This window comes from Shewanella sp. BC20 (assembly GCF_003129585.1).
GTDB lineage: Bacteria > Pseudomonadota > Gammaproteobacteria > Enterobacterales > Shewanellaceae > Shewanella > Shewanella seohaensis.
The window spans coordinates 108,648-133,785 of the sequence record NZ_NHRI01000015.1 but is presented as its reverse complement, the minus strand read 5'-3'; the positions used below and the strand labels follow the sequence as shown (position 1 = coordinate 133,785).

General features: G+C 49.3%; 20 protein-coding genes. 14 read left to right on the top strand and 6 right to left on the bottom strand.

From position 1 onward, the window contains the following. Window positions 1–152: 152 nt before the first annotated feature. From CBX96_RS15850 to CBX96_RS15825, 6 genes are all read left to right on the top strand, one after another. Entirely contained in the window at window positions 153–881 is a 729-nt protein-coding gene (locus CBX96_RS15850) for an ATP-binding protein (RefSeq protein ID WP_109287343.1), read from the top strand. Window positions 882–891: 10 nt separating this feature from the next. After that, window positions 892–1,281 carry a hypothetical protein gene (locus tag CBX96_RS15845; RefSeq protein WP_109287342.1) on the top strand — a complete coding sequence of 130 codons (390 nt, stop codon included), beginning with the start codon at window positions 892–894 and terminating at the stop codon, window positions 1,279–1,281. A gap of 9 nt (window positions 1,282–1,290) precedes the next feature. Further along, the gene (locus CBX96_RS15840; RefSeq protein ID WP_109287341.1) at window positions 1,291–1,494 is read left to right on the top strand and encodes a hypothetical protein; all 204 of its coding nucleotides are present in this window, start codon (window positions 1,291–1,293) and stop codon (window positions 1,492–1,494) included. Beyond that, window positions 1,487–1,795, top strand: coding sequence for a hypothetical protein (locus CBX96_RS15835; RefSeq protein ID WP_109287340.1), 309 nt, complete (start codon window positions 1,487–1,489; stop codon window positions 1,793–1,795). The genes CBX96_RS15840 and CBX96_RS15835 overlap by 8 nt, the downstream gene beginning before the upstream one ends. Before the next feature lie 598 nt (window positions 1,796–2,393). Further along, complete coding sequence (locus tag CBX96_RS15830; protein WP_011621427.1) at window positions 2,394–2,804, top strand: DUF2391 family protein; 411 nt, start codon at window positions 2,394–2,396, stop codon at window positions 2,802–2,804. A gap of 119 nt (window positions 2,805–2,923) precedes the next feature. Further along, window positions 2,924–3,154 carry a hypothetical protein gene (locus tag CBX96_RS15825; protein ID WP_011715813.1) on the top strand — a complete coding sequence of 77 codons (231 nt, stop codon included), beginning with the start codon at window positions 2,924–2,926 and terminating at the stop codon, window positions 3,152–3,154. Between the two features lie 68 nt (window positions 3,155–3,222). Here the strand turns inward: CBX96_RS15825 and CBX96_RS15820 are convergent, their stop codons facing one another. After that, a complete protein-coding gene (locus CBX96_RS15820; RefSeq protein WP_109287339.1) occupies window positions 3,223–5,406 on the bottom strand; it encodes a TonB-dependent receptor domain-containing protein in 2,184 nt (727 codons plus the stop codon). 259 nt (window positions 5,407–5,665) lie between these two features. Between CBX96_RS15820 and CBX96_RS15815 the strand changes: the two genes are divergently transcribed. Then, window positions 5,666–6,367 (top strand): DUF3581 domain-containing protein, encoded by a 702-nt coding sequence (locus tag CBX96_RS15815; RefSeq protein WP_109287338.1) that lies wholly within the window; start codon window positions 5,666–5,668, stop codon window positions 6,365–6,367. Window positions 6,368–6,720: 353 nt separating this feature from the next. On the opposite strand, the gene CBX96_RS21735 is transcribed toward CBX96_RS15815, so the two are convergent. The 4 genes from CBX96_RS21735 to dsrO form a co-directional block, all read right to left on the bottom strand. Next, window positions 6,721–8,019, bottom strand: a complete 1,299-nt coding sequence (locus tag CBX96_RS21735; protein WP_109287337.1) for a PAS domain-containing methyl-accepting chemotaxis protein — start codon at window positions 8,017–8,019, stop codon at window positions 6,721–6,723. A 291-nt stretch (window positions 8,020–8,310) separates the two neighbouring features. After that, window positions 8,311–11,418: a tetrathionate reductase subunit A gene (locus tag CBX96_RS15805; protein WP_109287336.1), complete on the bottom strand. Its 3,108-nt coding sequence runs from the start codon at window positions 11,416–11,418 to the stop codon at window positions 8,311–8,313. Between the two features lie 43 nt (window positions 11,419–11,461). Continuing rightward, on the bottom strand, window positions 11,462–12,574 hold the full coding sequence (nrfD, locus tag CBX96_RS15800) for an NrfD/PsrC family molybdoenzyme membrane anchor subunit (protein WP_109287335.1): 1,113 nt from the start codon (window positions 12,572–12,574) through the stop codon (window positions 11,462–11,464). Beyond that, window positions 12,564–13,319, bottom strand: coding sequence for a sulfate reduction electron transfer complex DsrMKJOP subunit DsrO (gene dsrO, locus CBX96_RS15795; protein WP_109287334.1), 756 nt, complete (start codon window positions 13,317–13,319; stop codon window positions 12,564–12,566). The genes nrfD and dsrO overlap by 11 nt, the downstream gene beginning before the upstream one ends. Window positions 13,320–13,536: 217 nt before the next feature. Between dsrO and CBX96_RS15790 the strand changes: the two genes are divergently transcribed. The 7 genes from CBX96_RS15790 to CBX96_RS15760 all read left to right on the top strand — a co-directional run bounded on the left by CBX96_RS15790 (window position 13,537) and on the right by CBX96_RS15760 (window position 24,487). Next, window positions 13,537–15,552, top strand: coding sequence for a PhnD/SsuA/transferrin family substrate-binding protein (locus CBX96_RS15790; protein WP_181382219.1), 2,016 nt, complete (start codon window positions 13,537–13,539; stop codon window positions 15,550–15,552). Beyond that, a complete protein-coding gene (locus tag CBX96_RS15785) occupies window positions 15,549–16,160 on the top strand; it encodes a response regulator transcription factor (RefSeq protein ID WP_109287333.1) in 612 nt (203 codons plus the stop codon). Before CBX96_RS15790 ends, CBX96_RS15785 begins: the two co-directional genes overlap by 4 nt. 226 nt (window positions 16,161–16,386) lie before the next feature. Then, the gene (locus CBX96_RS15780) at window positions 16,387–20,058 is read left to right on the top strand and encodes an ATP-binding protein (RefSeq protein WP_109287332.1); all 3,672 of its coding nucleotides are present in this window, start codon (window positions 16,387–16,389) and stop codon (window positions 20,056–20,058) included. An 11-nt stretch (window positions 20,059–20,069) separates the two neighbouring features. After that, window positions 20,070–20,723 carry a hypothetical protein gene (locus CBX96_RS15775; protein WP_037422308.1) on the top strand — a complete coding sequence of 218 codons (654 nt, stop codon included), beginning with the start codon at window positions 20,070–20,072 and terminating at the stop codon, window positions 20,721–20,723. Between the two features lie 42 nt (window positions 20,724–20,765). Next, complete coding sequence (locus tag CBX96_RS15770) at window positions 20,766–21,986, top strand: phosphoenolpyruvate carboxylase (protein WP_109287331.1); 1,221 nt, start codon at window positions 20,766–20,768, stop codon at window positions 21,984–21,986. Continuing rightward, window positions 21,974–22,846, top strand: a complete 873-nt coding sequence (locus tag CBX96_RS15765) for a Wadjet anti-phage system protein JetD domain-containing protein (RefSeq protein WP_109287330.1) — start codon at window positions 21,974–21,976, stop codon at window positions 22,844–22,846. The genes CBX96_RS15770 and CBX96_RS15765 overlap by 13 nt, the downstream gene beginning before the upstream one ends. 390 nt (window positions 22,847–23,236) lie before the next feature. Beyond that, the gene (locus tag CBX96_RS15760) at window positions 23,237–24,487 is read left to right on the top strand and encodes a dicarboxylate/amino acid:cation symporter (RefSeq protein ID WP_109287329.1); all 1,251 of its coding nucleotides are present in this window, start codon (window positions 23,237–23,239) and stop codon (window positions 24,485–24,487) included. A 45-nt stretch (window positions 24,488–24,532) separates the two neighbouring features. On the opposite strand, the gene CBX96_RS15755 is transcribed toward CBX96_RS15760, so the two are convergent. Then, the gene (locus CBX96_RS15755) at window positions 24,533–25,021 is read right to left on the bottom strand and encodes a TIGR00645 family protein (RefSeq protein ID WP_023268708.1); all 489 of its coding nucleotides are present in this window, start codon (window positions 25,019–25,021) and stop codon (window positions 24,533–24,535) included. Window positions 25,022–25,138: the final 117 nt, after the last annotated feature.

The window sequence follows — 25,138 nt, the reverse complement described above, 5'->3', positions numbered from 1 at the left end:
CCAAGTCAGCGAAGTTCATCGGGGATCAAGAGCGAGTCTCTTACAAGGAATCCGAATAGATGGCTGCAAAACCACATTTGTTATCGGTTGATTTTTCTTGCAAAAAATGGGGTGTCCATAGATGTTAGGCCCAGAAGGAGAGTATTTGAAAAATGTGTTTTCTCACTAGAGTAGATGAAAATCTGATAAAGAAGAAATCAAAGTTAATTGGGCATGATGAAATATTCAATTCTTGTAAAAAGGTAATAGATCTCGTTCATGGCTCTGATCGTGAATTGGTGGACTTGTGTGATGAACTGGACATTAGAAGTATAAATATATTCTATGGAGAGACTGGAACAGGAAAGACGACGCTATCATATTCTCTAGCTGAATATGCATTGAATAAATTTGAGGTTGAAACATATGAACTGAAATTTCAGGATATTATTACGACTGAGCTGGGTAAAACACTAGCAAATTTTCATTTAGCATATGAAGAAGTAAATAGGCTTTGCAGTGATGGTGAAGGAATAGTTCTTTTCCTAGATGAGTTTGACCGGCTATTGGTTGATAGGCAGCAGAGCAATGAAGTTTCTGAAATGAAAAGAGCGTTCATTTCTCTAATGGATTTTTTTCAATCAATATCCATTGAACGTAAAATAACCATACTGGCAACAACCAACTGTTTTGATCAGATAGATTCAGCGCTTAAACGTAGGTTTTCTTTTCATTATAAGGTTCAGTGTGATGATTTGGCCTTAAAAGAATGCAAAGATCGAATATCTAAGAAAATACCCGATTCATTAGACTATACGATTCCAGAAGGTTATTTGGAAAGCTCTAAAACAATTGCTGAGCTAAAGCAAAAAGTTAGAAGTGATATAGTGAAATTAATTTAAGGAGAGAAATATGAGTATGTGTTTAACTGTTTCTGATTTCAAAATTCAAGGTGAAAATCTTGATTCAAACTATAGCGAACTTAGTCGAGAGGTAAATGTAACAGGCTATTTAGATTCTCTTTTATCAGAAAAATATATTTCATTATTTTCTGCATATGAAGAAGATGAAGAGTTGGAATATAGGGAGATTTCTAAAGAAAATGTCTCAATATTATCTGAAGAAATAGATAAATTAACAGATGATTTATTTGATGAGCTTAATAGTACTGCGGGAAGGTCAAAGAGGGAAGAAATAGTATCAAAATTAAGAGATATAACACTTCTAAATCAATTGATTAAAGTTTTTTTATTGAGAGGTGGTTTAGCTAGTTCTAGTAACATTAAGTTATTAATTTCATAGGGGGCAGACATGGGTATCGGTAGCATATTAGAAGGTCAGTCCTTGGAAATTGGTGGTCTGATACAACAAGATACAGGTGGGGATGTTGAACATCTGCGGAAAAAAACAACTAATCAGCAGGATGATGGCGTTGATTATGAACGTATTGTTAAACCTACAACTAATTATTTCGAATACATGCGAAAATTAAAAGAAGGAAAAGATAATGACTAAAAAAGGAGTTGTTTACGGTCAGGATAAAAATTATACGGGTAAGTTGCCGACTAAAGAGTTGGGAAAGGCTATTAACAAGCTTAAAAAAAGATACCAAGACCACTCTGATGATACTACTGTTGTAATAGGCTTCGAAGTCAATGGCGGTGAAGGTCTTACAAAAACCGGCTATGAGTTAATGAGTGAATTTCAAGGTTGGTGTAAGGAAAAGGGAATGGACGCAGAATATAATTCTAATGATGATCTGAAAGCGATAAAGCTAAACCTGAGAAACCGTGTTGACAACCAAAACAAAAATTAGACAGGTAAAGGCCTAACAAATCGAAGCAATTGACAAAAATACCTGTCACGAATTTTGGTACCCAAAATGTAGTGCCAGATATTTTTGCAACTGTTCTCAGCGTTATCGCCATAGAAATTTTTATCCGAAATTCGCCTGATGCAGCCGAGGTTCTGACACGCTTTTGTCCCTTTGCTTTTTACGTACATATCGCAAATGGGTAGTTAAAATTGGCATTGGGGCACCAGTGACCGTTGGCGACATGGATGTCGCCGTCGAGCCTATAGGGATATATTCACGGCGAGTCACTGGGGAAACAATGACAATAAACTCCATAAATAGATAAAAAGATTAATCGCTTTTGTCCCCAAACGAGTTACTAATGTTCCTTCAAAACAAACAGGCGACATCGATGTTAAACAGGAGAACCATGGTGATTAGCGAGACGACAGTCCACCTCAAGGCTGCTTCTGGCTGCCATGCTATCGTGGCCTTTAAGATACTATCCGACGCATTCAAAGCGAAGCCAAAGTAGCGACAATGGGTGACATTTTTACGGGTTAAGATTTGCTTATTCGATGTGCGGCTATGATGTGCCGTGAAATTACAGGGAGGCGCGATGAGCTTTAACTTTGATACCTACCGTTTTAACACTGAAGATGCGATTCAAGTCTGTGTCGGTGCCTTTGCGCTTGCTGTGCCTATTGGGTTTTCGGAGGAGGCATGGCAACTCGGGGAGACCTTGCCGCTACTGAATCTGCTGATGTTATTGAGTCTGTCGCTGCTGTTTCTTGGGGTATTTACTTACCAGAGTGTGTTCCAACAAAACATTCGTCACCGCCTGCCGGTATTTATTTTTCGGATTGTTATGGCCTATCTGATTAGCGCCTGTGTGGTGAGTTTGGTGCTCCTTTGCCTCGATAAGCTGCCCTTTATTGACGACCCTCTGACCTCCATTAAACGGATTATCGTGATTACCATGCCGGCTTCTATGGGGGCGATTGTGGTGGATAGTTTCGATAAGGAATAGCGCGGGACTTCGTAGAGAGTCGCTCAACTGCTTGGTGACAACTCATGACTTTTGTCACTGGTGCATTTAGGTTATGTTGCACATACTGGATTAAGAGATAAATTCGAAAAGGACCCGTTATGAACGCAGCAACGCTTGCATTACTTATCCCTATTTTTGCCATTGTCGGCGGATATACAGTCGCGATTATGAAGATCCGCGAGCGCGGCAATTCGGTCAGTACTAAGCTTCAGGCCGAAAACCAACTGTTACGTATTGAGCTTGATAAACTGCGCGAGCGGGTAGAGGTGTTAGAACAACTGGTGACCGACGAGAGTTTTCAGTTAAAGCGCGAATTTAAGCGAGTTTAGTCGCAGTGATTGCAGAAAGATGATTTACAAGGGCAAACTGGGTTTGCCCTTGTTCGTTTTACGAGGGATTAAAATTTATAGCTGTAACCGAGTGTGACAGTTTGAGGTTTTCCGGCAAAAATAGAGCCGTGTACTCGCGTCGTCATATAGGTTTCATCTAAGAGGTTGTCTACGGTTAAGTACACTTCCTGACTGTGGGTGACAAAGTAACGCGCCGACAAGTCCACTAAGGTTTTGGCCTCAATCACTTCATCTGCGGGAATGGCACCTGCACCTGCTTTGGTTCGCATCTCATCGGTATAACGTGCCGCCACTGTGATTTGCCAGTGTTGCGATTGCACACCTGCTGAAATATACAATTGGTTTTCAGGTAGATAGGTTAACTTGTAACCCGCTTCAACCTTATCCCAAGTTTCAAACTCAGATTCGAAACTATTGCCAAACTCGGCATCCGTGTAGGTGTAGGCGAGTTTGACTGGAAAACTCATCGCTCCGGCGCGGTTAAACTCGTGGGCGAGGCTGAGTTCGAGGCCTTTAACTTCCACTTCGCCTGCGTTGTACTGATTGTCGAGTTTAGTGTCATCACAACCCTGCGCCGCCGTGCAGTTGCCGTGCATGTTACTGTAATCACTATAGAAACCGATTAACTCTGCATTAAATGCATCTTGATGGTAGCGAACGCCAGCCTCATAGTTCCAGCTCTGTTCTTCTTGCCCCTTAGCATTGCCGGGCGCGGCGGGCGAGAAGCCTTTTTGTACCCCAGCCAGAATTAATACTTGCTCATTAATCTGGTAAGTTGCTGATAACGAAGGCAGCAGTGCATTGAACTGGCTTTCAACCCGTTTATCGGGATTCCCCTCGCGACCCGGATTCTTCTTACCCCAATCGCGGCGTTGGGTTTCGACATCCTCCCAGCGTAAGCCAGCGGTAATGGTGAGCGCGTTTAGGCTGATTTTATCCTGCACATAGGCCGCAAATGCCGTGGCGCTATCGACACGGTTAGAGTCGGTGCCCGGGACACCACTCTTAGTGCGTAACATGACACTGTTGGCGTCCATTGCATAACTGTCGGCCCATTGGTATCTGTCCATTTCATCTTCATGGTAGCGAAGACCAAAGGCGAGGTCGTGATCCCCGAGTAACCAATTGAGTTCCGTTTGTATGCCTTGGGCGAGGTAACTACGATTATTGGCTTTGACATTGACCTCAAGCTCAGAGAGCAGACCCGCGTCAAAGTCGGCAGCATTTTGGATCCCTTTGCCACTTAATGACTCGCCACCCACCTTGTCGGCTTTATACCAATTTCGATGAAAATCATTGTAATAGCCAATGCTGCTAAGGCTTAGCGTGTCGCTGAAATCGATAATATGGTTGAGCTGCACTTGCTTATGCTCTGTGGTCATCTGATCTTTTTGCGAGGCAGAATAGCGACTATAGGGCGAGGCTTGATAATCCGCATCGGTCAGACCCATATAGGTTTCGTTAGAGGTCTCATCGGCAAATTTCAATTTGAGTTCAAGGGATTGCTGATATGTGGCCGTGCTGTCGGTGTTCACTCTGACCTTGGCTAAGGCATCATTTTTAGTAAAGCCAGTGTCGCCGCCGACCGTGTTTATCTCCCTAAATCCGTCGGCCTGATAGCGATAAATCTCGGCCACTGCACCAATGCGTTCGCCTTGTCCGCCCGCATAGGTGTGTAATTTACCGAAGCCATCTTGGCCTAAGGCAAGATCAATTTTGCCGGCTAATGCCTCTTGAGGAATTTGCCGAGACAGCATGTTAATCACCCCACCCGTGGTGCGGGGGCCATACTTTACCGTTGAGCTTCCCTTTAGGATTTCAACCGATTGCATTCTGCCTGAGGTAGGGAAGTAGTAAGCCGCTGGGGAGGCATAGGGGGCGGGAGCGGCGAGAACACCGTCTTCCATCACGGTAATCTTTTCAGAACGATTTTGCCCTGTGCCACGCATACCAATGTTCGGGCGCAAGCCATAACCATCTTCTTCTTGAATATAAACGCCGGGCACAGAGGCCAAGGTGCGCATAATATCGGAATATTTAAAGGTTTCTAATTCGGCTTCGGTAATTTGATGGGCGCTACCTGGCGTGGTATCGAGGGGATTTTTACTGCCGAAAATACTGATCTGTTCTATTTTTGCAGGGGCTTGGCTGGGCGAATTGGCTTGGGCATTGAAGGCGGTAGTTAATGCGCAAGCCAATAAGCTAAGGCGCATTGGGCTAAGTTGGGTCATTGGGCTCTCCGAATCGGACATGGTGCTTGTCTTTATTTTTTTTGCAAACAGGAATTGTTCTCGTTTGCGGCCGCGGAGCTTAGTTTTATTAACTTAAAACCAACTTAAAATTCTTTATCTTTACAAATGTAAGTCAGATGTTACTTTGTTCGTTACCCTAAGAGGATAAGTCATCGGGTGAGTGAAATGCCGAAACTGAGGTAGACTCGTTGCACCTTTGTTATTCGCCCAATATTGAGCCAGTTAAGATCGAGTTTATATGTTCCTATCGCCGTATTTTTCTAAGCAAAATCAATCAATTTCTGTTTCTGCACAACAAGCCAGTGACTTCGCCAAGAAAATCGCCCAAGACTTTAACCCTATTCACGATGTGGGTGCTAAGCGCTTTTGTGTGCCCGGCGACTTGCTGTTTGCCCTCGTATTAACCCAGTACGGTTTAAGCCAGAACATGAAGTTTACCTTTGCTGGCATGGTCGGTGATGGCGTCGAGCTGCAATTTCCCGAGCAGGTGAGTGACAGTTTTTCGATTTGCGATAACCGCGAGAAAACCTATTTGCAGGTGAGTCGTCAGGGCGATGTGAGTCGTTGCGACGCGCAAACCGAATCCTTTATTCGCAACTATGTGGCGTTTTCGGGACACAATTTTATCGATATCTTGGTGCCTTTGATGAAACAGCATCAAGTGATGATTAACCCCGAGCGTCCCTTAGTGATCTACGAGAGCATGTCGTTCGACTTAACTAGTCTCGATTTTGTGGAAGTGAAGTTATCTCTTGTACAACAAGAGCTTAAAATTGATGGTAAGCGTGGCGATGTGACGCTGCACTTTGAACTGCATAGCGGCGATACCCTCGTTGGCACAGGGATTAAAACCTTAGTCATGAGTGGCCTACGCCCCTACGAAGAGGCGCAAATGCAACAAATGTGCGCCGCCTATGAAGGGCGCAAAACCGATTTTTAAGCGGTATTTTGAGCCAGACCTGTTTCGAGTAAGGCCTGTTTTAAGCAAGACCTGTTTCAAGTAAAACCTGAGTGATTTGGTCAGTGTGGCGCCGAGGGAAACCAAGGCGCCGATAAAGGATAAGACTCAATTCAAACCACTTGGAATAACAACTGCTGTAAAGCCTGTTATCCCAAGGGTTTAGCTTAGCTCGCGTACTTAACTTTCTAATCGCTTAAGCTTGCTCATTCTTGCCGCTTAAGCCTGCTAACCTCGCTTCCCAGCCGTTTTCATACTTCACTTATTAACTCAGTCATGCAATTTAGCCATTGTTTAAGTATCTCGCTTATCCCTTAACGCTTGGCCAAAATGGGTTAATCAATGGAAAGTTGCGAAACTGTCTCGGCGACATTCTCCGCGCCGGTGCGAATATCGCCCATCACGGCGGTGACTTCCGCTAATTGCTGTTTGCCTTCCTCGGCGATGCGCTCAACCTCATTCATCATGCTGGTGGCACTGGCCGTCAGTTGGCTGTTCTTATCGACCACAGCGGCGATTTCGCCGGTCGATTTACTGGTTCTCGCCGCTAATTGGCGCACCTCATCGGCCACTACGGCAAAGCCTCGGCCTTGTTCGCCCGCGCGGGCAGCTTCGATGGCGGCGTTGAGGGCCAGTAGATTGGTTTGATCGGCAATGGCACTGATTGTTGCCACAATTGCTTGAATACTTTGGGATTGCTCGTTGAGCTTCAGCATAGACTCGGTGGTTTTATGGGTCTGCGCCGCAATCGCGTTTGAGGTATTTACCGTAGCATCGAGTAACTGCACGCCGCGGTTAGCCTGTTCAACCGTGCTCTGCGAGGTGGCATGGGCGATATTGGCCGCATCCCGAATCGCATGGCTCTTGATAATCCTCTGGGTAATGTCGCTGGCAAACTTGATCACTTTTACCACTTTGCCGTGATCATCCATTACAGGGTTGTAAACGGCCTCAAGCCAAATCGAATCCCCGTAGGCATTTTTACGTTGGAATAGGCCTTTCTTGTATTGCCCGCGTCGCAGGTCATCCCAAAAATGGGGATTATCCTGATAGAAGTTATCGAAGCAGAATAGGCGGTGATGTTTGCCTTGGAGTTGCTCCTTGCTATATCCCATTGTTCTCAGGAAGTTAGCATTGGCATTGAGAACATTGCCTTCGGGGCTGAACTCGATGATTGCCTGGGATTTTTGCAGGGCGGCAAACAGCGCCGCCTGAGCATCTAGCTGGTATTTATCCTCGGTGATCACCGCCGCAGTTTTCATGATCTTAGTGATTCTGCCATCCAGCTTGATGGGGAAATAGGTCGCCCTGAGCCAGATCTCTTGACCATTCTTGTGCACGCGGGGGAATTTGCCTTCCTTCGCCTGTCCTTGTTTTAATTCGCGCCAAAACTGTTGATACTCCGAGGTATTTACATAGTCTGCTGCGCAAAATAATTTATGGTGTTTACCGACAATCTCATCCAGTGAGTAGCCTACAGCCTTCAAAAACAGGGGATTGGCATCGAGGATGATGCCATCGGGGGTAAACTCAATCGTCGCGATACTCGCCTTGATTGAATCGACAACGGCCTCGGCTTCCCTGCGTTTGGTTTCGCTTTCTGCGAGGTCTTTACGTAGTGAAGAATTAAACACTGAATACTCCTGATGAGTGGGTTAACTCAAAGACGGCGTTGAGAGCCTAAGCCGAGCATTAGGCACATAGCATTAGGCTCTTAGCATTCGGCATAGTGCAATATAGTGTAACTATAGCCATGATTTTACTCGTAAGAGGTATTTCAACGAAACTTAATGCTGTGAGATAGATACCAATTTTCGTCAAAATAAGATCACGCTGAGGATAAAAAAGAGCGACATGTGTCGCGTTTCAAAGGCCGATTATTTATCCAAGGCGCCGCTGCAAGCGCCTTGGATGGTGAGCCTAGGTTAAGCGATTTTCTCTATCTTGGCGGGAAGTCCTTGCCGCGCCGATGCGCCGCTGGCCCAGTCCACCAGCGGATAGCGCCCATGGCGGCTTGGGTCGAACAGATTCAAGTCGTTCATATTGACCCCGACGCGGATCAGCGGATTGGCGGCAATCTTTTTATCATCGATGACTATATCCCGCGCGCCTAACTCCTTATGGCCATAACCGTGCTCGATGGCAATGCAGTCGGGATGCACGCCCGCCACACATTCCACCAAGGCCACTACACTGCCATTTGGCGTGCTGATCTTGACCGTATCTCCGGTCTTGATGCCAAAGCGTGCGGCGGTTAGCTCATTGATGCGCACAGGATTATTGGGGTGCACTTGGCGTAAACGGTCCGAACCTATACTCATCGAACTCATAGTGTGCGACTTATAGCTGCTGATCAGCAGCGGCCACTGTGATTTATCGAATGCTTGCTCCAAGGGTGTGCCGTTGGCGAGCGCAGGGTGATAACGCCGTGGACAGCCGCTCATATATTCGCCGCTCAAGCTGTTGCGCCGACTGCCCACCTCTGGGTTCCACAGCATTAAAGGTTTTGGCCAAACCTTGCTGGGGTTGCCCGCCTCGTCGCGCCCCGCGCTGATATTCTCAAAGCGGCCGCCACGGGCAAATAAGTAACTGACTTTTTTGACCTCTTCGGGTTTGAGTCTGGCATTGAGTTCCGCTTGAATGCGCCCAACACCACTGAAGTACATATCTTCGGCATTGATATCGGCAACGGGTTTACCAAGGTAGGCCACGTTTGCCGCGCCGTAGAGCGAGAAATCGGCCGCGCGGCTCAGAGGATGCAAACTGCCATCGGCGGCCTTGACCGCATTGGCGCCAAAGCCGGGCAGATTAAGTTTTATCGCCACTTGGCTAAGGAAGGATTCCATACAAATCACATCGCCATCGGCGGTTTTGGCGACCCTCGGCTCGACAATCGGCCAGCGTCCGGTGGTTTCTTTGGTGAGCGTGCCATGCCAAGCTGCGCTCCAGCCCCAAGATTCATAGGTTAAGGTGTCGGGCACTATGTAGTCCGACAGCGCCGAGGTCTCATTGATAAAGCTGTCGATGCTGATAAATAGCGGTAATACTTTGGGATCTTTTAATTGTTCACCAATGGCTTCGCCGAGACCCGCCTGACCATAAATCGGATTACCCATATGGTTGATCCACGCCTTGAGTCGATAGGGATAACCATGCACCGCCGCAGTTAAGTGCTCACCGAGCAGGGGCGATGAGATAGGGAACCAAGGCTCCTTCGACGGATAGGGCGACTCACCCGCCTCGATTTTACGGCGGTATTCAGAGGTTTTTTCGTAGGGGAACTTAGAGCGGGAGAGGAATACACCCTTAGGTTCGACCATGCCGTCAAACTCCTGCAAATTGTACCTTGGGCCAGATCCAAAGGCGGGGAAGGTGCCGCCTTTGGCTATCGCGCCCCCCTTAAGATTTAGGTTACCAATCATGGCGTTAAGCATCATGATCGCCCATGCACTGTAAAAACCGTTTGCACTCATAGTGCCGCCGTGGGAAATCACCGCCGCCTTAGTGCCGTGATCTGTGAATTTGTGGGCGAGGGCGGCAATTTGCGCCTCGCTGATATCGCACTCCTTGGCGTAGTCGGCCATCTCGACGCTGCGCGCGGCTTCACTGAGCAGCTGAAAACTCGATTTCACGCTCAGCTCCCCCTTTGGCGTATTCACGCTTTGCTCAACCTCAAGTTGCGCTTTGGCGCATTGTCCTGCTGGTAGGATCTGCCCTGTGGCGGCATCGATAACCAGTGGTGAGTCTTGCTCGCCATAGGCTTTGCCTTCGAAGGGCAATCCGAGATCGCTGGCATACAAATATTGGCCGTATCTGGGGTGATTCGGCGTGCTGATGATTAAGAAGCTGGCATTACTAAAGCCTCGGTAGCCTGCTGCTTTCGCCGCCTCGGCATTGGGCGCGGTTAAAAACGCACTGGCGTAGCGCTGGTTATCGATAATCCAGCGCAGCATGCCCATGGCGAGGGCGGAGTCGGTCGCGGGGCGGATCGGCAGCCAAGTATTGTTACCCGCGCAGGGCTGGTTCGAGGTGTTGGGCAGCATGGGCGACACCACCACATAACTGAATTCTCGCCCGTCGACCCGAGCGTTGGCCAACTGCCGCGCTTGGCGTTTAAAAGGATTGCCGGATTGCTGCGGCGAGGTACCGATAAACAGTAGAAACTCGCTATTGTCCCAATCGGGTTTAAGGTGGGCGTACTTTTTTAAATCGTCGAGCAGGGCACCCGCACCTGCGCGATAGGTAAAGCCGCAATAGGCCCCGTGGTTGGCAAAATTTCGTGTACCGAAACTATTGAAGGTAAAGCGTTTAATGATGACATCGCGGCCTTCATCCGAAGCGTTCGACACCAATAATTGGTTGGCCTTGGGGCCATATTCAGGATTATTGGCATCGAGTGGCGTGCTGATATCGCGAATCGCTCTTAAGCCTTCGACATGGCCTTCGCCAAATAAGTCACCGCCATCGACGACCTCGGCCAGCAGTTGCTCGAAACTGATGCTTTGCCATTGACCACTGCCGCGCGGCCCGACCCGTTTAAGGCATTGGGTGACGCGATAGGGGCTATCTAGTTGTTCCAACATGGCATTACCACGGGCGCAGGCGGTAGAGCGTCCCTGTAAGCCCTGCTCTTGATAAGCACTCAAGCCCACAAAGGCGGTTTTGATCGGCGTATCGAAGTCGATATGTTCCCGCGCCGAGAGCGGATGATAGGGATTACCGCTGATGCGAAGGATTTTATCTGTCTTATTATCGATACGGGCGCGCACGCCACACTTGGTCCAGCAGCCGAGACACATGGTATTGGCGATGCGTTGTTCATCGTTGCCAATCAGCTGGCCTGAGGTTAAATCCACTTTGTATTCAGGGGCTAGCGAATTGCCATGGATGGGGTCTTGGGTGGTTTTCCCCGAACTGCCATTCACGACCCCCTTGCCCATTTGCGCTAAGGTATGGCTGTAACCTGCGGCAAATAATCCCACGCCACCCGTCATAGCTGCGCCTTTGATAAAACGACGTTTACTCTTATCCATTACAGACTCCTTAATGCGGTAACTTTTCTTAATGCCAATGCTCTTAATTAAAGTGCTGTGGCTCACAGGCCTGATGGGCTGAGAGTGGTTGATGGCGAATAAATTCAGACACTAACACCATCAACGCGAGCCAGAGGCCGAAGGTGCCAGCGATACCCAGTAGGCCCTCTGGCCCCCATGGCAATTGATAGAAATAAGTGCCCGCGCCGTATTTAGGGTCAGTTTGCGCTTGGATAAGTACAATCCAGCGAAATCCCCATGCCAGATGCACCGCCGTTAAACTGACGACTAACATCAATACCGAGGGGAGGCGGCGCACTGCTAATGCCAATGCCAGCAGGGCTAGGGTAACCAATACCCAGATGGCGGCGAGTTGCCAGCTTGGGCTGGTGTCTAATAACTGCGCCGCTTCGTGCGCCGAGCCTTTATCGAATAAGGCCCAGCCGATAAGACACAGGGCGAAGAGACCAAAGCTTGCCCTGATCCATTGCAGCAACCTGTCTTGGGTACTGGCTTGATAACCGTGCAAAACACGATTGAGCAGGGCGAGAGTACCGCAGGCGGCGAGTAGGGCACTGGTCGCCATCAATGGCGGTAACCAATAGGTATGCCAGAGCGGTCGCGCTTTGATCGCCATGGTTTCCATTCCGGTATAAAGCGCAATACTGCAGGCGCTTAGGCTAGCAATCAGTGCGATTGGCTTGATCCATTTATCACTATCCCAGTCTCCTAGGCGGATAAGTTGGGCAATACGCCTCACCCAATCTTGGGACGATTCCCCTTGTGTCGAGGCTTTAGTTGGCAAGTATTGGCGCAGTAACAGCCAAGCAAAAAGGGCACTCGCACCGGAAAATACCGGCAGTAAAAAGGCGCCGTACCACATCCACGAATGCGGTCTGATTTGGGCGTAGAAATGCCATGCCCGCAGCGGTTGGTGTAGGTCTGCAAGTAGCGCAATCGGCGCGACTATGCCAGCGGTAAGCATCAAACAGGCGCAGAGCTTGAGTAGTCTGGCATCGGTTTGTTTCGCACTAAATAAATGAATGGTCGCCACCCACACACTGGCGTAGGCCAAACCCATCAAAAAGAAGTACTGCACTGCCCAGGGCAGCCAAGTGATGGCGATATCTGGGGTAAAGATTTCTTTAATGACCATGGTGGATCTCCTCGCCAGTGTCTGTCAGTAGGGTGCGAACGGGGGCTTGGCCGCTGATCCTGTGTTCAAAGGCGCTGTTCATGCCGATGTAAAACACTCTAGGTGCCGTGTTGGCATCGGGCTTGAGCACCTTGATATCCGCTTGATTTGCTTTAAGTAACTGACTGATGTGGCTGTGAGGATCGTTCAGATCGCCAATCACCCTCGCTTCGCCAACGCAGGTTTCGACACAGGCGGGTAAGAGTCCTGCTTCGAGCCTGTGGGCGCAGAAGGTGCATTTATCGGCGGTGTTGGTCTCATGGTTGATAAAGCGGGCATCGTAGGGGCAAGCCTGCACACAGTATCCACAGCCGACGCACCATTCGTTGTTGACGACCACAATGCCATCTGGGCGTTGGAAGGTGGCACCCGTGGGGCAAATTGGGATGCAAGGCGGGTTTTCACAGTGATTACACAGTCTTGGCAACATCAAAAATGTGGGCGGCGTGGCAGCATCTAGTTGTGACACTTCGTATTGCTGCACTGTGGTACGAAATTGCCCTAAGGGCGGCAGGTTTTCGAAGGTGCACGCCACGGTACAGGCCTGACAGCCGACACAGCGACGCAGGTCAATTACCATGCCGTAGCGTTTGCCCGTAGCTGCAGTTTGAGTCGGTTGGGCTTGCACTTGCACGACAGGAATGAGCGCGGCGCCGACGCTCACACTGGCCATTTTTCCGAGAAACTGACGTTTACTCTTGTCCATAGGAATTTCCTTCACTCTTACAGATAAAACGGGTCGAAAGACTTAAGGTTTAGCGTTAGGCGCATTCTGTAAAAGGCGGGGTGGCATCTCTATAGTGGTTTTCCACATATCGGATAGGGACTTGATCTAGCGCAACAAATATCAGTTAGAATGACCTCTCAAAAAATAGGGTTTATGATTTAGCAACAAAATGGATGCAATCCTAGGGCTAAGGAGTATGGGCACAGTGTTGAGTGTTGTCGTATCAACTGTCGTATCCGTTTCAAGCAATGGCTGGAGCTGGGGCAGACTATCGGAAGTAAGGCTCATCATCGCCTTGGCTGGTTTGTTGAGTTTGAGTGTGGTGGCCGAGGAATCGACCGCTCAAGTGGCGCAGACTGGTGTATTAAGCCTTGCGCCTGCCGCGCAGCAGATGGATGACGCCGCGAACTATCAAGTGGTTGATGTGGGTGTATTGGCCATTCGTGGCTACAAGGGCACCATCAATCGTTGGCAACCGCTGATGGGATGGCTTGAGTCACAAATTCCCAATAGTTACTTTAGGTTACATCCATTAAGCCTCGAAGAGTTAGCCAGAGGGGTTGAAACCGAGGCCCTCGATTTTGTAATCACTAACCCTGGACAATCTGTGATGCTGGCGCGGCAGTATTCCCTGTCTTGGCTCGCTACCCTACGAAGCCCTATCAATAATGGTGCGGCCATGCAGGTGGGGTCGGCGCTGGTGGTCAGGGCCGATTCTCCCTATCAGACCTTAAAGGATCTCAAGGGCAAGCGCCTTGGTATAGTCTCCAAAAATGCCTTCGGTGGTTATCTCACTATGGTCTACGAGGCGCAGCTAAAGGGCATAGATTTAATCCATTTAGTAGGGGATATCATTCCCTTAGGATTTCCGCTCGATAACCTAGTGTATCAGCTTGGCGGTACAGGTCAGCAGGGTGGGACAAACGAGCTTAGTGGTACAGATGCGCCAAGCGTTAAAGCTCCCAGCGTTAAAGCTCTAGGCTTAGATGCGGCGATTGTGCCCGTCTGCCAGCTTGAGCAAATGCAGGCCGAAGGCTTGATCAACATAAAGGATTATCGGGTGCTCGATAATCAAGCACCCGTTGGGTTTCATTGCCAAGTGTCGAGTCGACTCTATCCCAACTGGTCGATGGCTAAGACCAATCGTGCGACACAAACCTTAGCTAAGCAGGTGACTCAAGCCCTACTGGCCTTACCCGAAGACAGCCCCGCTGCGAGAGCCGCCGAATCTGCGGGTTGGACCACGGCCGTGAGCCAACTTGCGATTGATCAACTCCTTAAAGATCTCGATATGCATCCTCTGCAAACCCCGTGGTGGCAGCGAGCGTGGCAATGGGTAAAACTGCATCAACATTGGGCATGGTTTGTGTTAACCATATTGGTATTGCTCAATGTGTACCATTTCTGGCTCGAATATCGCTTTAGCCGCCGTGGCCGTGAGTTGATCAATACTCAGAGGCAACTCAGTGAAAACCGCGCCCTGTTGGAACATGCCCAGCGCATCGCGATTGCGGGGGAGCTTGGGGCGAGCCTCTCCCACGAACTCAACCAACCGCTGGCGGCGATTGGCCATTATTGCCATGGCGCCGAGGTGCGTTTGCAGCGTGGAACCCGTCCTGAAGAATTACAAGCTGTGCTGAACTTAATTCAGCAAGAGGTCAGCCGCGCCGACAGTATTATCAGCCGTTTGCGTAACTTATTGAAAAAGCGGCCAGTCTCCAAACAACCCTTATATTTGCACCAACTTGTGAACGACACTGCGCCGCTGCTCGCCTATGAGCTGGAGCAGCATCAGATCCAGCTTTCCACCAATATCAGTGGCGAAGCCTATCAATTGCCCTTGGATGAAGTCGGCATGCAACAGCTACTGCTCAACCTATTGAAAAATGCCGCCGATGCCTGTGTGCAGCGTCAGCAGAGCGAGGTCGATGCGTCGAAACCCTATCTGCCCACAATCGATATCGATCTTAGGTATCTTGAGCGTAAGTTACTGCTCACTGTGACAGACAATGGCACTGGGCTGACCGAGGATGCCAATCTGCTGATGCAGGCCTTTTATTCGACTAAGTCCGAGGGATTAGGACTGGGGCTGGTGATCTGCCGTGATATTGCCGAGAGTCATGGTGGCCGTTTTAGCCTAGAAACCGCCCTAGGTGGCGGCTGCCAAGCACAGGTTTCTTTACCCCGTAAGCTAGATGGAGCACCAGTATGAGCCACGAATTGCCCGTGTATTTAATCGATGACGATGAGTCGGTGCGCCGCTCGCTGCGGTTTATGCTCGAAAGCTATGGCTTGAATATCCACGATTTTGATAGCGCCGAGGCGTTTTTTGCCGCCATCGACTTGAGCGAGCCGGGCTGTGCCTTAGTCGATGTGCGTATGCCGGGCCTTAGCGGGCCGCAGTTACATGCGCAATTAGTGCAGCATAATAGTCCGCTGGCGGTGATTTATCTTACCGGCCACGGCGATGTGCCCATGGCGGTGGAGGCGCTAAAACTCGGGGCGGTGGATTTTTTCCAAAAGCCCGCCGATGGCGCTAAGCTCGCGGACGCGGTAGTGAAAGCGCTAGAGCATGCCAAGGCATATCACCAAAATAATCAATATCTTCAGACTTATCAGGCGCTCACACCGCGGGAGCGGGAAATCCTTATCCTTATCGCCAAAGGCTATAAGAATCAGGAGATCGCCGATACGCTGTGCATCGCCATGCGCACGGTCGAAATTCACCGCGCGAACTTAATGAAAGGCATGCAGGTCAGCTCGCTCGCCGAGATGATGTTAATTTATGGCCGGATTGCCGATCGCCTTCCCCCCGCATAAAACTCACCTTTCTTGGGGCGAATTGGCGTATCCTTGGCCGTTTGATGTGAGCTAACGCATTCAGCCCTAGGTGCCGAATTGCCAAGGCTCGACGATTGCCTTATTTTAGGGGCTTACTTTTAAGGCCAAGACTTTTAACATCCCGATTTTTGAAGTCTAATGCCGCTTTTGGACAACCTTATCGTTCGCTTTGTGCATAAGGTCTCCCGTTTGGATAAGGAATGAAATGCCAAGCTTGATTCGTATTGTGCTGATTGATACGCACCTTCCGGGCGTTGTGGAACTCGCCCTCAATGGCCATACCAATATTTGTGGTACTAACGCCTCGGGCAAAACCACTCTGCAACGCTTAGTGCCGGTATTTTATGGCGAATATCCTAGCCGCGTGGTGCCTTCAACCCGTGACAGTTTCGAGCGTTGGTACTTGCCACACGATTCAAGCTACATCATTTACGAATATCAAAAGGCCGATGGCTTGCTCTATCAAGCCGTGCTGGCGTCGGCGGGCGATGGTAAAGGAGTGAACTACCGCTTTATCGGCAAAGGTTTTGAGTTAAGCGATTACATTAAAACCCAAAATGGTGACACCATTTTATGCCACACCATGGCAGAACTGGGTCGTGAATTAAAACGCCAAGGCGTAGCCACCACTAACTTGCTGAATACCCGCGAATACCGCGCGATTATTCAAAACGATCGCACTTTATTAAGCACGGGCAGCAACCGCAGCGAACTGCGAGCCTATGCGCACCAATTCGCTCTGTGTGAAGGTGAGCATTCACTGCGCCACATCGAGAAACTCGCCAAGGCGGTGCACTCCAAAGAAGGCAAAATGGAAACGGTCAAATCCATGATCGCCGCCATTTTGGAAGAAGACGGGGTGAATCCACCTAGCTCACGCCTCAATCCACAACGTGTCGAGGCGTGGATCCGCGAGAGTCAATTAATCCAAGGCTTTGAAGTGATCCGCCCCGAGTTTGAAAAGCTCGAGCAGGAATTTAACCAATTACTCAGCGCCGAGATGCGTCTCTCGAGCTTGTCCCGTGGTTATCGCAACGACGAAAGCCTAGAGGCCGATCGTTTAGAGATCCAACAAACCCTGTCTAAGGAGCTGAATTTAAAGCTTCGGATGTTGGACGACGAATGGAAAGAAGTGCGTGACGAGCTAAATCTCGACCTATCCGCCGCCAAGGGCGACGTGGCCAAGTGCGAGTACGAACTCGATGCGATTGAAGATCAGCACGGCGCCTTTTTAGATGCCAATATCGAGCAAGCTAAGGCTGACTTGGACATGCTGCCAAACTGGCGCGCGGACATGGAAAACTTAAGCGAGCGCCATAAGTTACAAACCGAAAAACACCAAGATATTGAAGCGGCTTACAATGCCCGCCGCAGCAAAATTGGCGAGCAGTTAAACCGCGAGCTCGAAGGCTTACACGCGGACCAAGACAAGCAACGCGAAGCGCGCGACAAACAGCGTGAAGTGGCAAGAGCCGATCTCGATGCCCTCGAAGCCCAATGGCGTAGCCAAATGGATGCGGGCAAGGCGAGCTTTAGCGAGCAGGAATATCAATTCAAACTCAATGCCGCCGAGCTCAAATTACGTGTCGATGGCGTGACCTACACCGAGGAAGAAAAGTTAAGCCTCGCGATTTTCGACGAGCGGATTCACCGCGCCGACGAAGAGCAAGAAAGCTGTAACGCTAAGGTGGAGCGTTTAAGTAGCGATGAGCGTAAGCTGCGCGCCAAACGCGACCAAGCCAACGAAGCGCTGCGTATCGCTAGCCTGCGGGTTAACGAGCGCCAAACCGCGCTCGATGAACTGCACCATATGCTGTTCCCGCAGTCCCATACCTTGCTTGAGTTTCTACGTAAGGAAGCCCAAGGTTGGGAGCAGAGTCTGGGTAAAGTCATTGCCCCCGAGTTGCTGCACCGCACCGATTTGCATCCGAGCGTGACAGGAACGAGCGACACCCTGTTTGGGGTGCATTTGGATCTAAAAGCCATCGATGTACCTGAATATGCCGCCTCCGAGCAGGAACTGCGTATTCGTTTAAGCAAGGCCGAAGAGGCGCTGCAAAGTGCGCAGGAATTACAGGCCGAGGCCGAATCTCAGCTGGTGGCGATTAACGGTGAGCTGGATAAACTCAGCCGTGAACTGACTTTTGCCCGCACGGCTTACAAGAATAGCCGCGATGATTTACGTCGTCTGTTCGATGAAAAACGCAGTGAGCAGGACAAGATCAACAAGGCGCTGGCCGAGCGTAAAGCCTTTGCCCAGCAGCGCTTAACTCAACTTGATGGCGAGTTGAAACAGCTTAAGCATCAACATCAGCTCTGGCTCGAAGAGCAAAAAGAGCAGGCGCTCGAAGCGCGGATGGAAAAACAAGCCTACTGGCAGGAAGTTATTGGTGCGCTCGACAATCAACTCGGGCAAATCAAGGCGACTATCGACGCTCGCCGCGAAAGCGCTAAGGCCGAGCAGAAAGCCTGCGAAACTTGGTACAAAAACGAGCTTAAGTCCCGCGGTGTGGATGAGGACAATATCCTTAAACTCAAGCAACAAATCCGTGAGTTTGAAACCAAAATCAGCCGCGCCGAGCAGCGTCGCAGCGAAGTATTGCGCTTCGACGATTGGTATCAACACACTTGGTTGCTGCGTAAGCCTAAGTTGCAGACTCAATTGAGCGACGTGAAACGTGCCGCCTCGGAAATCGATCAGCAGCTTAAAGCCAAGACTCAAGAAGTGAAGACTCGCCGCCAACAACTCGAGACCGACCGTAAGGCCTCGGATGCGGCGCAGATTGAAGCTTCTGAAAACTTAACCAAACTGCGCGCCGTGATGCGTAAGTTGGCCGAGCTGAAACTGCCCGCCAACAATGAAGAAGCTCAAGGTAGCCTAGGTGAGCGTTTGCGTCAGGGTGAAGATTTACTGTTAAAACGCGATTATTTGATGGGCTCGGTTAAGCAATATGTGGAGCATTTCGACTCTGTAATTGCCAGCAAGTCAGGCTCAGGTTTAGCCGAGACTTGGGAGCGCGCCCGCGAAGAGTCGAGCTTTATCAACGATAAAGGTATTCGCCTGCTGGATTACCGCAAGCTAGTGCCGCAGCTTGAACAGTTACTCAATGTGATTGTGCCGCAATCGATTATGGCGCTGCGTGAACAGGGACGGATCTTCGGGGTCGACTTAACTGCCTTCTACGATGTACTTGCCGATATCGACCGTCGCATCGCCTCCCAGAGTGCGCGCATTACCCGCGAAGTGGGCGAGGAGTTATTCCTCGATGGCGTATCCGAGTCTGCGGTACGTATTCGCTCTAAGATCAGTGAATTAGAGTTTTGGCCTGAGCTTGAACAGTTCGTTAAAGCCTTCAAACAGTGGAAGGCCGACGGCTTTAATGGTCTGCCCGATGAGGAATACACCAACAGCATGCGCCGCGCCTTGGATATTATTGGCCGCGCGGCCTTAACTGGCGGCATTGCTAAGTTGCTTGAAATCGAGCTGCGCCTCAAAGAGGGCAATAGCGACCTGATTATCCGCACCGACAGACAGCTGAACGAATCCTCGAGCCACGGTATGGCTTATTTGATCCTGTGTAAGTTCCTGTTGGCATTCACGCGCTTGTTACGTGGCCGTGCCGACGTCACCATTCACTGGCCGATCGACGAGCTGGGCACGCTGCACCACACCAACGTGAAGAAGATTTTCGATGCCTGTGGTAACAACAATATCAGCGTGTTAGGCGCCTTCCCGAACCCAGAGTCAGAAGTGCTGAACCTGTTCGAGAACCGTTACATTATCAATAAACAAACCAAGAAGTTGCAGGTGGTGAAGCCCAAAGCCAATCCGATTGCCGATATGTTGAGTAAACGCCTGAGCAAGGAGGCCATCTAATGAGTGCTGCCATGAATGAGTCAAACCAAACCGTATTAGTCGGCACGGGCGCCATTATCGAACTCTTGCTAAAAGGTGAGTTTATTTGCCGCACCACCAATGAAGATGGCTGGCGCGCATTGAAAAATAACAGTACCCGCGAGCGGGTCGAGGCTTATCTGAACCAAATCAACCGCACCGTGGCCTCGGCCGCCGAGGGCGATGTGTTTTTCTGCGGTTATTTGCAGTTAGGCGAGAGCGAACGCAAGGTGATTTCATCGCAGTTTAAGGATATTTGTCAGGCACTTATTCCTATGGTGGAGTGGCTGGTATTAGTGCAGGAAGCCAGCGGCCAAGATGCGCCCTTAAGCGAAGGCGCGCCAGTGCGCTTAACCGAGTTGCAAAGCCGAATTGAAGATACGCCCGCGTTTCGTGAGCAGTTGGCCAAACTCAGCCAATACCGTTTATTCGGTTCAACCAGTACCAATAGCGATGCGCAAATTAAGCTAGTGTTCAAGCGCTTAGTAGAGCTTGGTTATCTGGTGCGCCCTAACGTGGAAAAACAAATTTATATCGCCACTGGCAAGCTGGATTACCTGTATGAAGTGATCCGCTTTATCGACGAGACCGAAGGCCTAAGCCTAGAAGCGCAGGCGGAAACGGCGACGCAGCGGGATTTACTATGATGCCTTGGACGATAACGCACAGCATCAACCAAGGAGGCCGTGATGAGCAGTAACTTACATCAGGCTGGGGTGAAGCTGCTCAAGCAGTTAGGTCGCCATGCTGACATCATTATGGACGCCTATTTAGCGGGTTCCTTAAACGAGGATGCCCATGATCCCGCCGTAGTTGAAAAACTCAAACAGGCGGGGATTTTATGGCGCCCAGAGCCTGACCAAGAGCTGCGCCTTAAACGCTCGGTGCGTGCCTTGCTCGAAGAGGGCCTAAGTGATGAGCGCAATCGCCAAATCGACTCCAACGTCGGCTCGGCGCTCGCCACCATTAAGACCTTGGCCGACCATTATAAAGAAGCGCGCCACAGCTCAGATTACAGTGCCGCCGAGGCATATCTGTCTGATTTAAGTGAGCATGTGTATAGCTTTGCCGACAGTTTACGTTACTCCATCCGTGTGTTGTGGGGACGCATCAACAACGAGTTCGGTTATGTCGGTACCATTAACGCTAAGATCCGTGAAAACGAACTCGCCCAGAGCCAAGTGTCTGAATTGCTGAATGGCTTGGAGATGTTCCAGTTTAGCGAATTAGGCGAAATCGCCGGTGATATTCGTGAGTTGCGTAAGTTGCTGGTGACCACCTTGCAGGAAACCATGAGCGACTGCGCCCAGGAGCTCAGTGTGGTGCAGGGCAGGTTGCTGGAACTACTCGGCCGCTTTAGGCAAATTCGCGGCCGTACCCGCTTGCTTAAGGGCTGGTTGCTATACACAGATTTGCATCCGGATTATCGCCCTGCAGACCATGTGTCCCACAAGGAAATCCCAAGCCTTTTCAATCGCGCCGAAGTGCTGTTGGCCCCAGCGTCTGTGGATGTGCATAACGCCAGCCAAGAGTTTGAGCTGATGAACATCGTCGCCCATATCAAGGCGATTAGCCGTCAGGGCGTGATAGAAACAGTGCGTGAGCAGGATGTGAGCGTGTCGCTTACTCAGAGTGAAGACTTTGATATTCCTGATAATCCACTCAAGCAAGCGGTTGATACTTACTTTGTCGATGTGATTGAATCGGGCTTACGTCAATCGGCGCTCGATTACTTAGTCGAAAAAGCCCTGCCGTGGGATGCCGAAAGCTGGATTTATCAAGTGATTGGCGGCTACGAAGGCCTGCCCGATGAGCATAAAGCCTATTTCGAGTTAGAACCTTTAGGCGAACCCCATCCGATCTACAGCGGTAACTTTATTATCCGCGATGTGGAATTATGGCTCGCCTAGGCAAGCAGCAGTTGCAACTCTTGGAGAGCGTTTATCTTAATCGCGCTCCAAGGGTAAAACTTAGCCCGAATTGGCGAACGATTTACCGCGAGTTAGAAGTAGGCGAGCTGGATGGTGCGGAAAAATATTTGTGTTTTGCGCCAAGGGATTTTGAGTTGCTGCGCCAAGGTGTATTGGCAAAAGAGGGCGTGGATTTACAGGCACTGGACTTTAATCTAGACCGCATCACCATGTCCGCCCAAAGCCAGAATGAAAAGCTGGCGAACATCCGCCCCGAAGCCGAGTATGTTTTGTTGAAGTATCTCGGTTTTGAATCGCCTCCCATGGGGATGTCTGCGCGTTCTTCGTTACGTATCCCCATAGATGAAGCGCAACAGCTTTGCCATGAACTTCATGTTAACGCCATCTTAGTGGTTGAAAACCTAGATATATTTGATGCAATCACTCAAGCGCGCTTACCTGCCGAACTTAGCCGCGTTATGGTGATTTACCGTGGTAGCGGCCACCATTCACCCATTGGTGTGCGACAGTTTTTACAGGCGATGGTAGGTAAAATACCGATTATTGCCTTTACCGATCTCGACCCCGCAGGGCTACAAATTGCCCATACCTTAACGGGCATGACCCATTGTATCGTGCCGCAGTTAGCGCTTTTTGCGCCCAACGAGTTACTCGCTATCCCACAAATTAATGCCGCGGATGACTTTGCCAAGCAAGCGCCTCAGGCTAAATACTTACAGTCAGCCGACTTAAAAAATTGGCAGCAATTAAGCCTTTGGTTAACTCAGCAACGTATTAGCATTAAACAGCAGCACCTGCTGGCGCATCGGCTTGAGCTAGTGCTACTGGCATATTGTTAGTCGTTATCCTTCCCCATCTCTCTGTAAATATCACAATCGATAGTTTTTAATTCTAATTAAGCTGTTTATTTGGTTTTTAAATCTAGCGTTATTCAAGCTGAATCGATTAATTGTGTTTATTTGGTTTAAATAGTGTTTAATTTTTGATTTTTTAACTTATGTATTAATAGCGTGATTATTAATCTATGATTTTATTTTTGTTATAAATCAGAATAATACAAAATTTTTGTGATGAGTTTGGCTTAATTGAAAATGAAATAAGTAAATTTATTCATTGAATTTACTGCCAGCATGTTTCACTATCCCCGCCTGAACTTAAAAGGGAATGGCGATTTTGCTCATCAAGGAAGATGAAGAATAAAAGATGAGCTATTTGGGGAAACCACAAGCATGATTAAATCACTTTCGACACGGATCTTTATCGGTCTGTTTGCGGGACTTATTCTTGGCACCTTAGTGCAATATTTTCTAAACGATATTGGCTTCTTTTCTGGCAATTTAGTCGAACTGGCTGGCGGCGTCGGCACCATGTTCGTCAATATGATCATGATGTTGGTCGTGCCGCTGGTATTTGTCAGTATCGTTTGCGGCGTGTGTGAGCTGCAGGACTTAAAAAGCTTTGGCCGCCTTGGCGGCAAAACCTTCGGCTTTTATATCGTTAATACCCTGGTCGCTATCTCTACCGCCCTATTAGTCGTATTACTGCTCGACCCTGGTAAAGGCGTCGATATGAGTAGCACAGATGGGGTTGCTATTACCGCGACTGAACTCCCCAGCTTAATGGCGCTGCTAATTGATATAGTGCCGCGTAACCCAGTGGCGGCTTTTATGTCGGGCAATATGCTGCAAGTGATCTTTATGGCACTGATGCTGGGCGGGGTGATTAAATCCCTCGGCGAGCATGTGGCTGGCGCGGTACAAGGTTTTCAAACCGCCAATAAAATCATGATGAAACTGATTTCTGTGGTGATGAGCCTTGCGCCTTATGGGGTGTTTGCGCTGATGTTTAAGTTAGGCGCCACCTTAGATGCGGCGGTATTTATCAGTGTGCTCGAATATGTCGTGATCATTCTGGCGCTGTTATTACTGTGGATTTTTGTGGTCTATCCGCTGGCGGTCGGTATGTTCACACCGATTTCGGCCAAGCGCTTTCGCGAGAAAACCCAAGAGCAAGTACTGTTTTCCCTGTCTACCGCCAGCTCTAATGCCACGATTCCTGTGACTATGCGCACCCTAACCGAAAAGCTTGGGGTGAATCGCGCCGTCGCAGGTTTTGGTGTGCCGCTTGGGGCAACCATGAATATGGGCGGTGTGGCGATTTATATCACGATTGCGATTTTCTTTGTTGCCAATGCCTTCGGAATGCCAATCACCAGCGAGCAACTGCCATCGCTACTGTTTAGTATCTTTTTGTTATCTGTTGGCGCGGGTGGTGTGCCTGGTGGCGGCATGGTGATGATTGGGGTGTTAATCCATCAAATGGGTCTGCCGATTGAAGCCTTTGCGATTGTGGCCGCGCTGGATCGCATCATCGACATGGTGCTGACCTCCTGCAACGTAGTTGGCGATACCGCGGTATTGACCATAGTCGATCAAACCGAAAAGGCCCATCAAGTCGAGTTGGTCGATAGCGAGTCTTAAGCAACAGAATAAAAAAGCCACTGATTACAGTGGCTTTTTTATTGATTATTTGCGTGTCAGCTTATCCAAGTAGCCCATAGCAAAGGCCGATAACACAAAGGTGATATGGATCAGCAAGTACCACATGATTTTGTCGTTATCGATATTCTTCACATCCATAAAGATTTTTAGCAGGTGGATAGACGAAATCGCCACAATCGAGGCCGCCACTTTGTTTTTGAGTGAGCCTGAATCTAATTTACCCAACCAACTGAGCTTCTCACTGTCTTCGCCCACATCTAGCTGTGAGACAAAATTCTCATAGCCTGAAAACATCACCATCACAATCAAACCACCAACAAGGGTGATATCAATCAAGGACAGGGTGACCAGCACTAAATCCACTTCACTCATTTCAAAAATGATCGGCAGAATATGGAAGATTTCTTGGAAGAATTTAATGCCTAAGCCCAATAGCACTAGGCTGAGCCCCAAGTAGATGGGCGCCATAATCCAGCGTGATGCATACATGAGCTTTTCAAATATTTGTTCCATATGGAGTAAACCCTTAGTGGTTAAAGCGTAAAAATCAAATCAATGAAGCCAAAACAATAACATACTGGGTTAACGCTGCGCTATGCGCCACAGTATATAGCGTGAGTTGGACGCAAT

Coding starts and splice junctions, on each gene's coding strand:
- CBX96_RS15850 (WP_109287343.1), top strand. CDS start 153: ATGTGTTTTCTCACTAGAGTAGATGAAAATCTGATAAAGAAGAAATCA.
- CBX96_RS15845 (WP_109287342.1), top strand. CDS start 892: ATGAGTATGTGTTTAACTGTTTCTGATTTCAAAATTCAAGGTGAAAAT.
- CBX96_RS15840 (WP_109287341.1), top strand. CDS start 1,291: ATGGGTATCGGTAGCATATTAGAAGGTCAGTCCTTGGAAATTGGTGGT.
- CBX96_RS15835 (WP_109287340.1), top strand. CDS start 1,487: ATGACTAAAAAAGGAGTTGTTTACGGTCAGGATAAAAATTATACGGGT.
- CBX96_RS15830 (WP_011621427.1), top strand. CDS start 2,394: ATGAGCTTTAACTTTGATACCTACCGTTTTAACACTGAAGATGCGATT.
- CBX96_RS15825 (WP_011715813.1), top strand. CDS start 2,924: ATGAACGCAGCAACGCTTGCATTACTTATCCCTATTTTTGCCATTGTC.
- CBX96_RS15820 (WP_109287339.1), bottom strand. CDS start 5,406: ATGACCCAACTTAGCCCAATGCGCCTTAGCTTATTGGCTTGCGCATTA.
- CBX96_RS15815 (WP_109287338.1), top strand. CDS start 5,666: ATGTTCCTATCGCCGTATTTTTCTAAGCAAAATCAATCAATTTCTGTT.
- CBX96_RS15805 (WP_109287336.1), bottom strand. CDS start 11,418: ATGGATAAGAGTAAACGTCGTTTTATCAAAGGCGCAGCTATGACGGGT.
- nrfD (WP_109287335.1), bottom strand. CDS start 12,574: ATGGTCATTAAAGAAATCTTTACCCCAGATATCGCCATCACTTGGCTG.
- dsrO (WP_109287334.1), bottom strand. CDS start 13,319: ATGGACAAGAGTAAACGTCAGTTTCTCGGAAAAATGGCCAGTGTGAGC.
- CBX96_RS15790 (WP_181382219.1), top strand. CDS start 13,537: ATGGGCACAGTGTTGAGTGTTGTCGTATCAACTGTCGTATCCGTTTCA.
- CBX96_RS15785 (WP_109287333.1), top strand. CDS start 15,549: ATGAGCCACGAATTGCCCGTGTATTTAATCGATGACGATGAGTCGGTG.
- CBX96_RS15780 (WP_109287332.1), top strand. CDS start 16,387: ATGCCAAGCTTGATTCGTATTGTGCTGATTGATACGCACCTTCCGGGC.
- CBX96_RS15775 (WP_037422308.1), top strand. CDS start 20,070: ATGAATGAGTCAAACCAAACCGTATTAGTCGGCACGGGCGCCATTATC.
- CBX96_RS15770 (WP_109287331.1), top strand. CDS start 20,766: ATGAGCAGTAACTTACATCAGGCTGGGGTGAAGCTGCTCAAGCAGTTA.
- CBX96_RS15765 (WP_109287330.1), top strand. CDS start 21,974: ATGGCTCGCCTAGGCAAGCAGCAGTTGCAACTCTTGGAGAGCGTTTAT.
- CBX96_RS15760 (WP_109287329.1), top strand. CDS start 23,237: ATGATTAAATCACTTTCGACACGGATCTTTATCGGTCTGTTTGCGGGA.
- CBX96_RS15755 (WP_023268708.1), bottom strand. CDS start 25,021: ATGGAACAAATATTTGAAAAGCTCATGTATGCATCACGCTGGATTATG.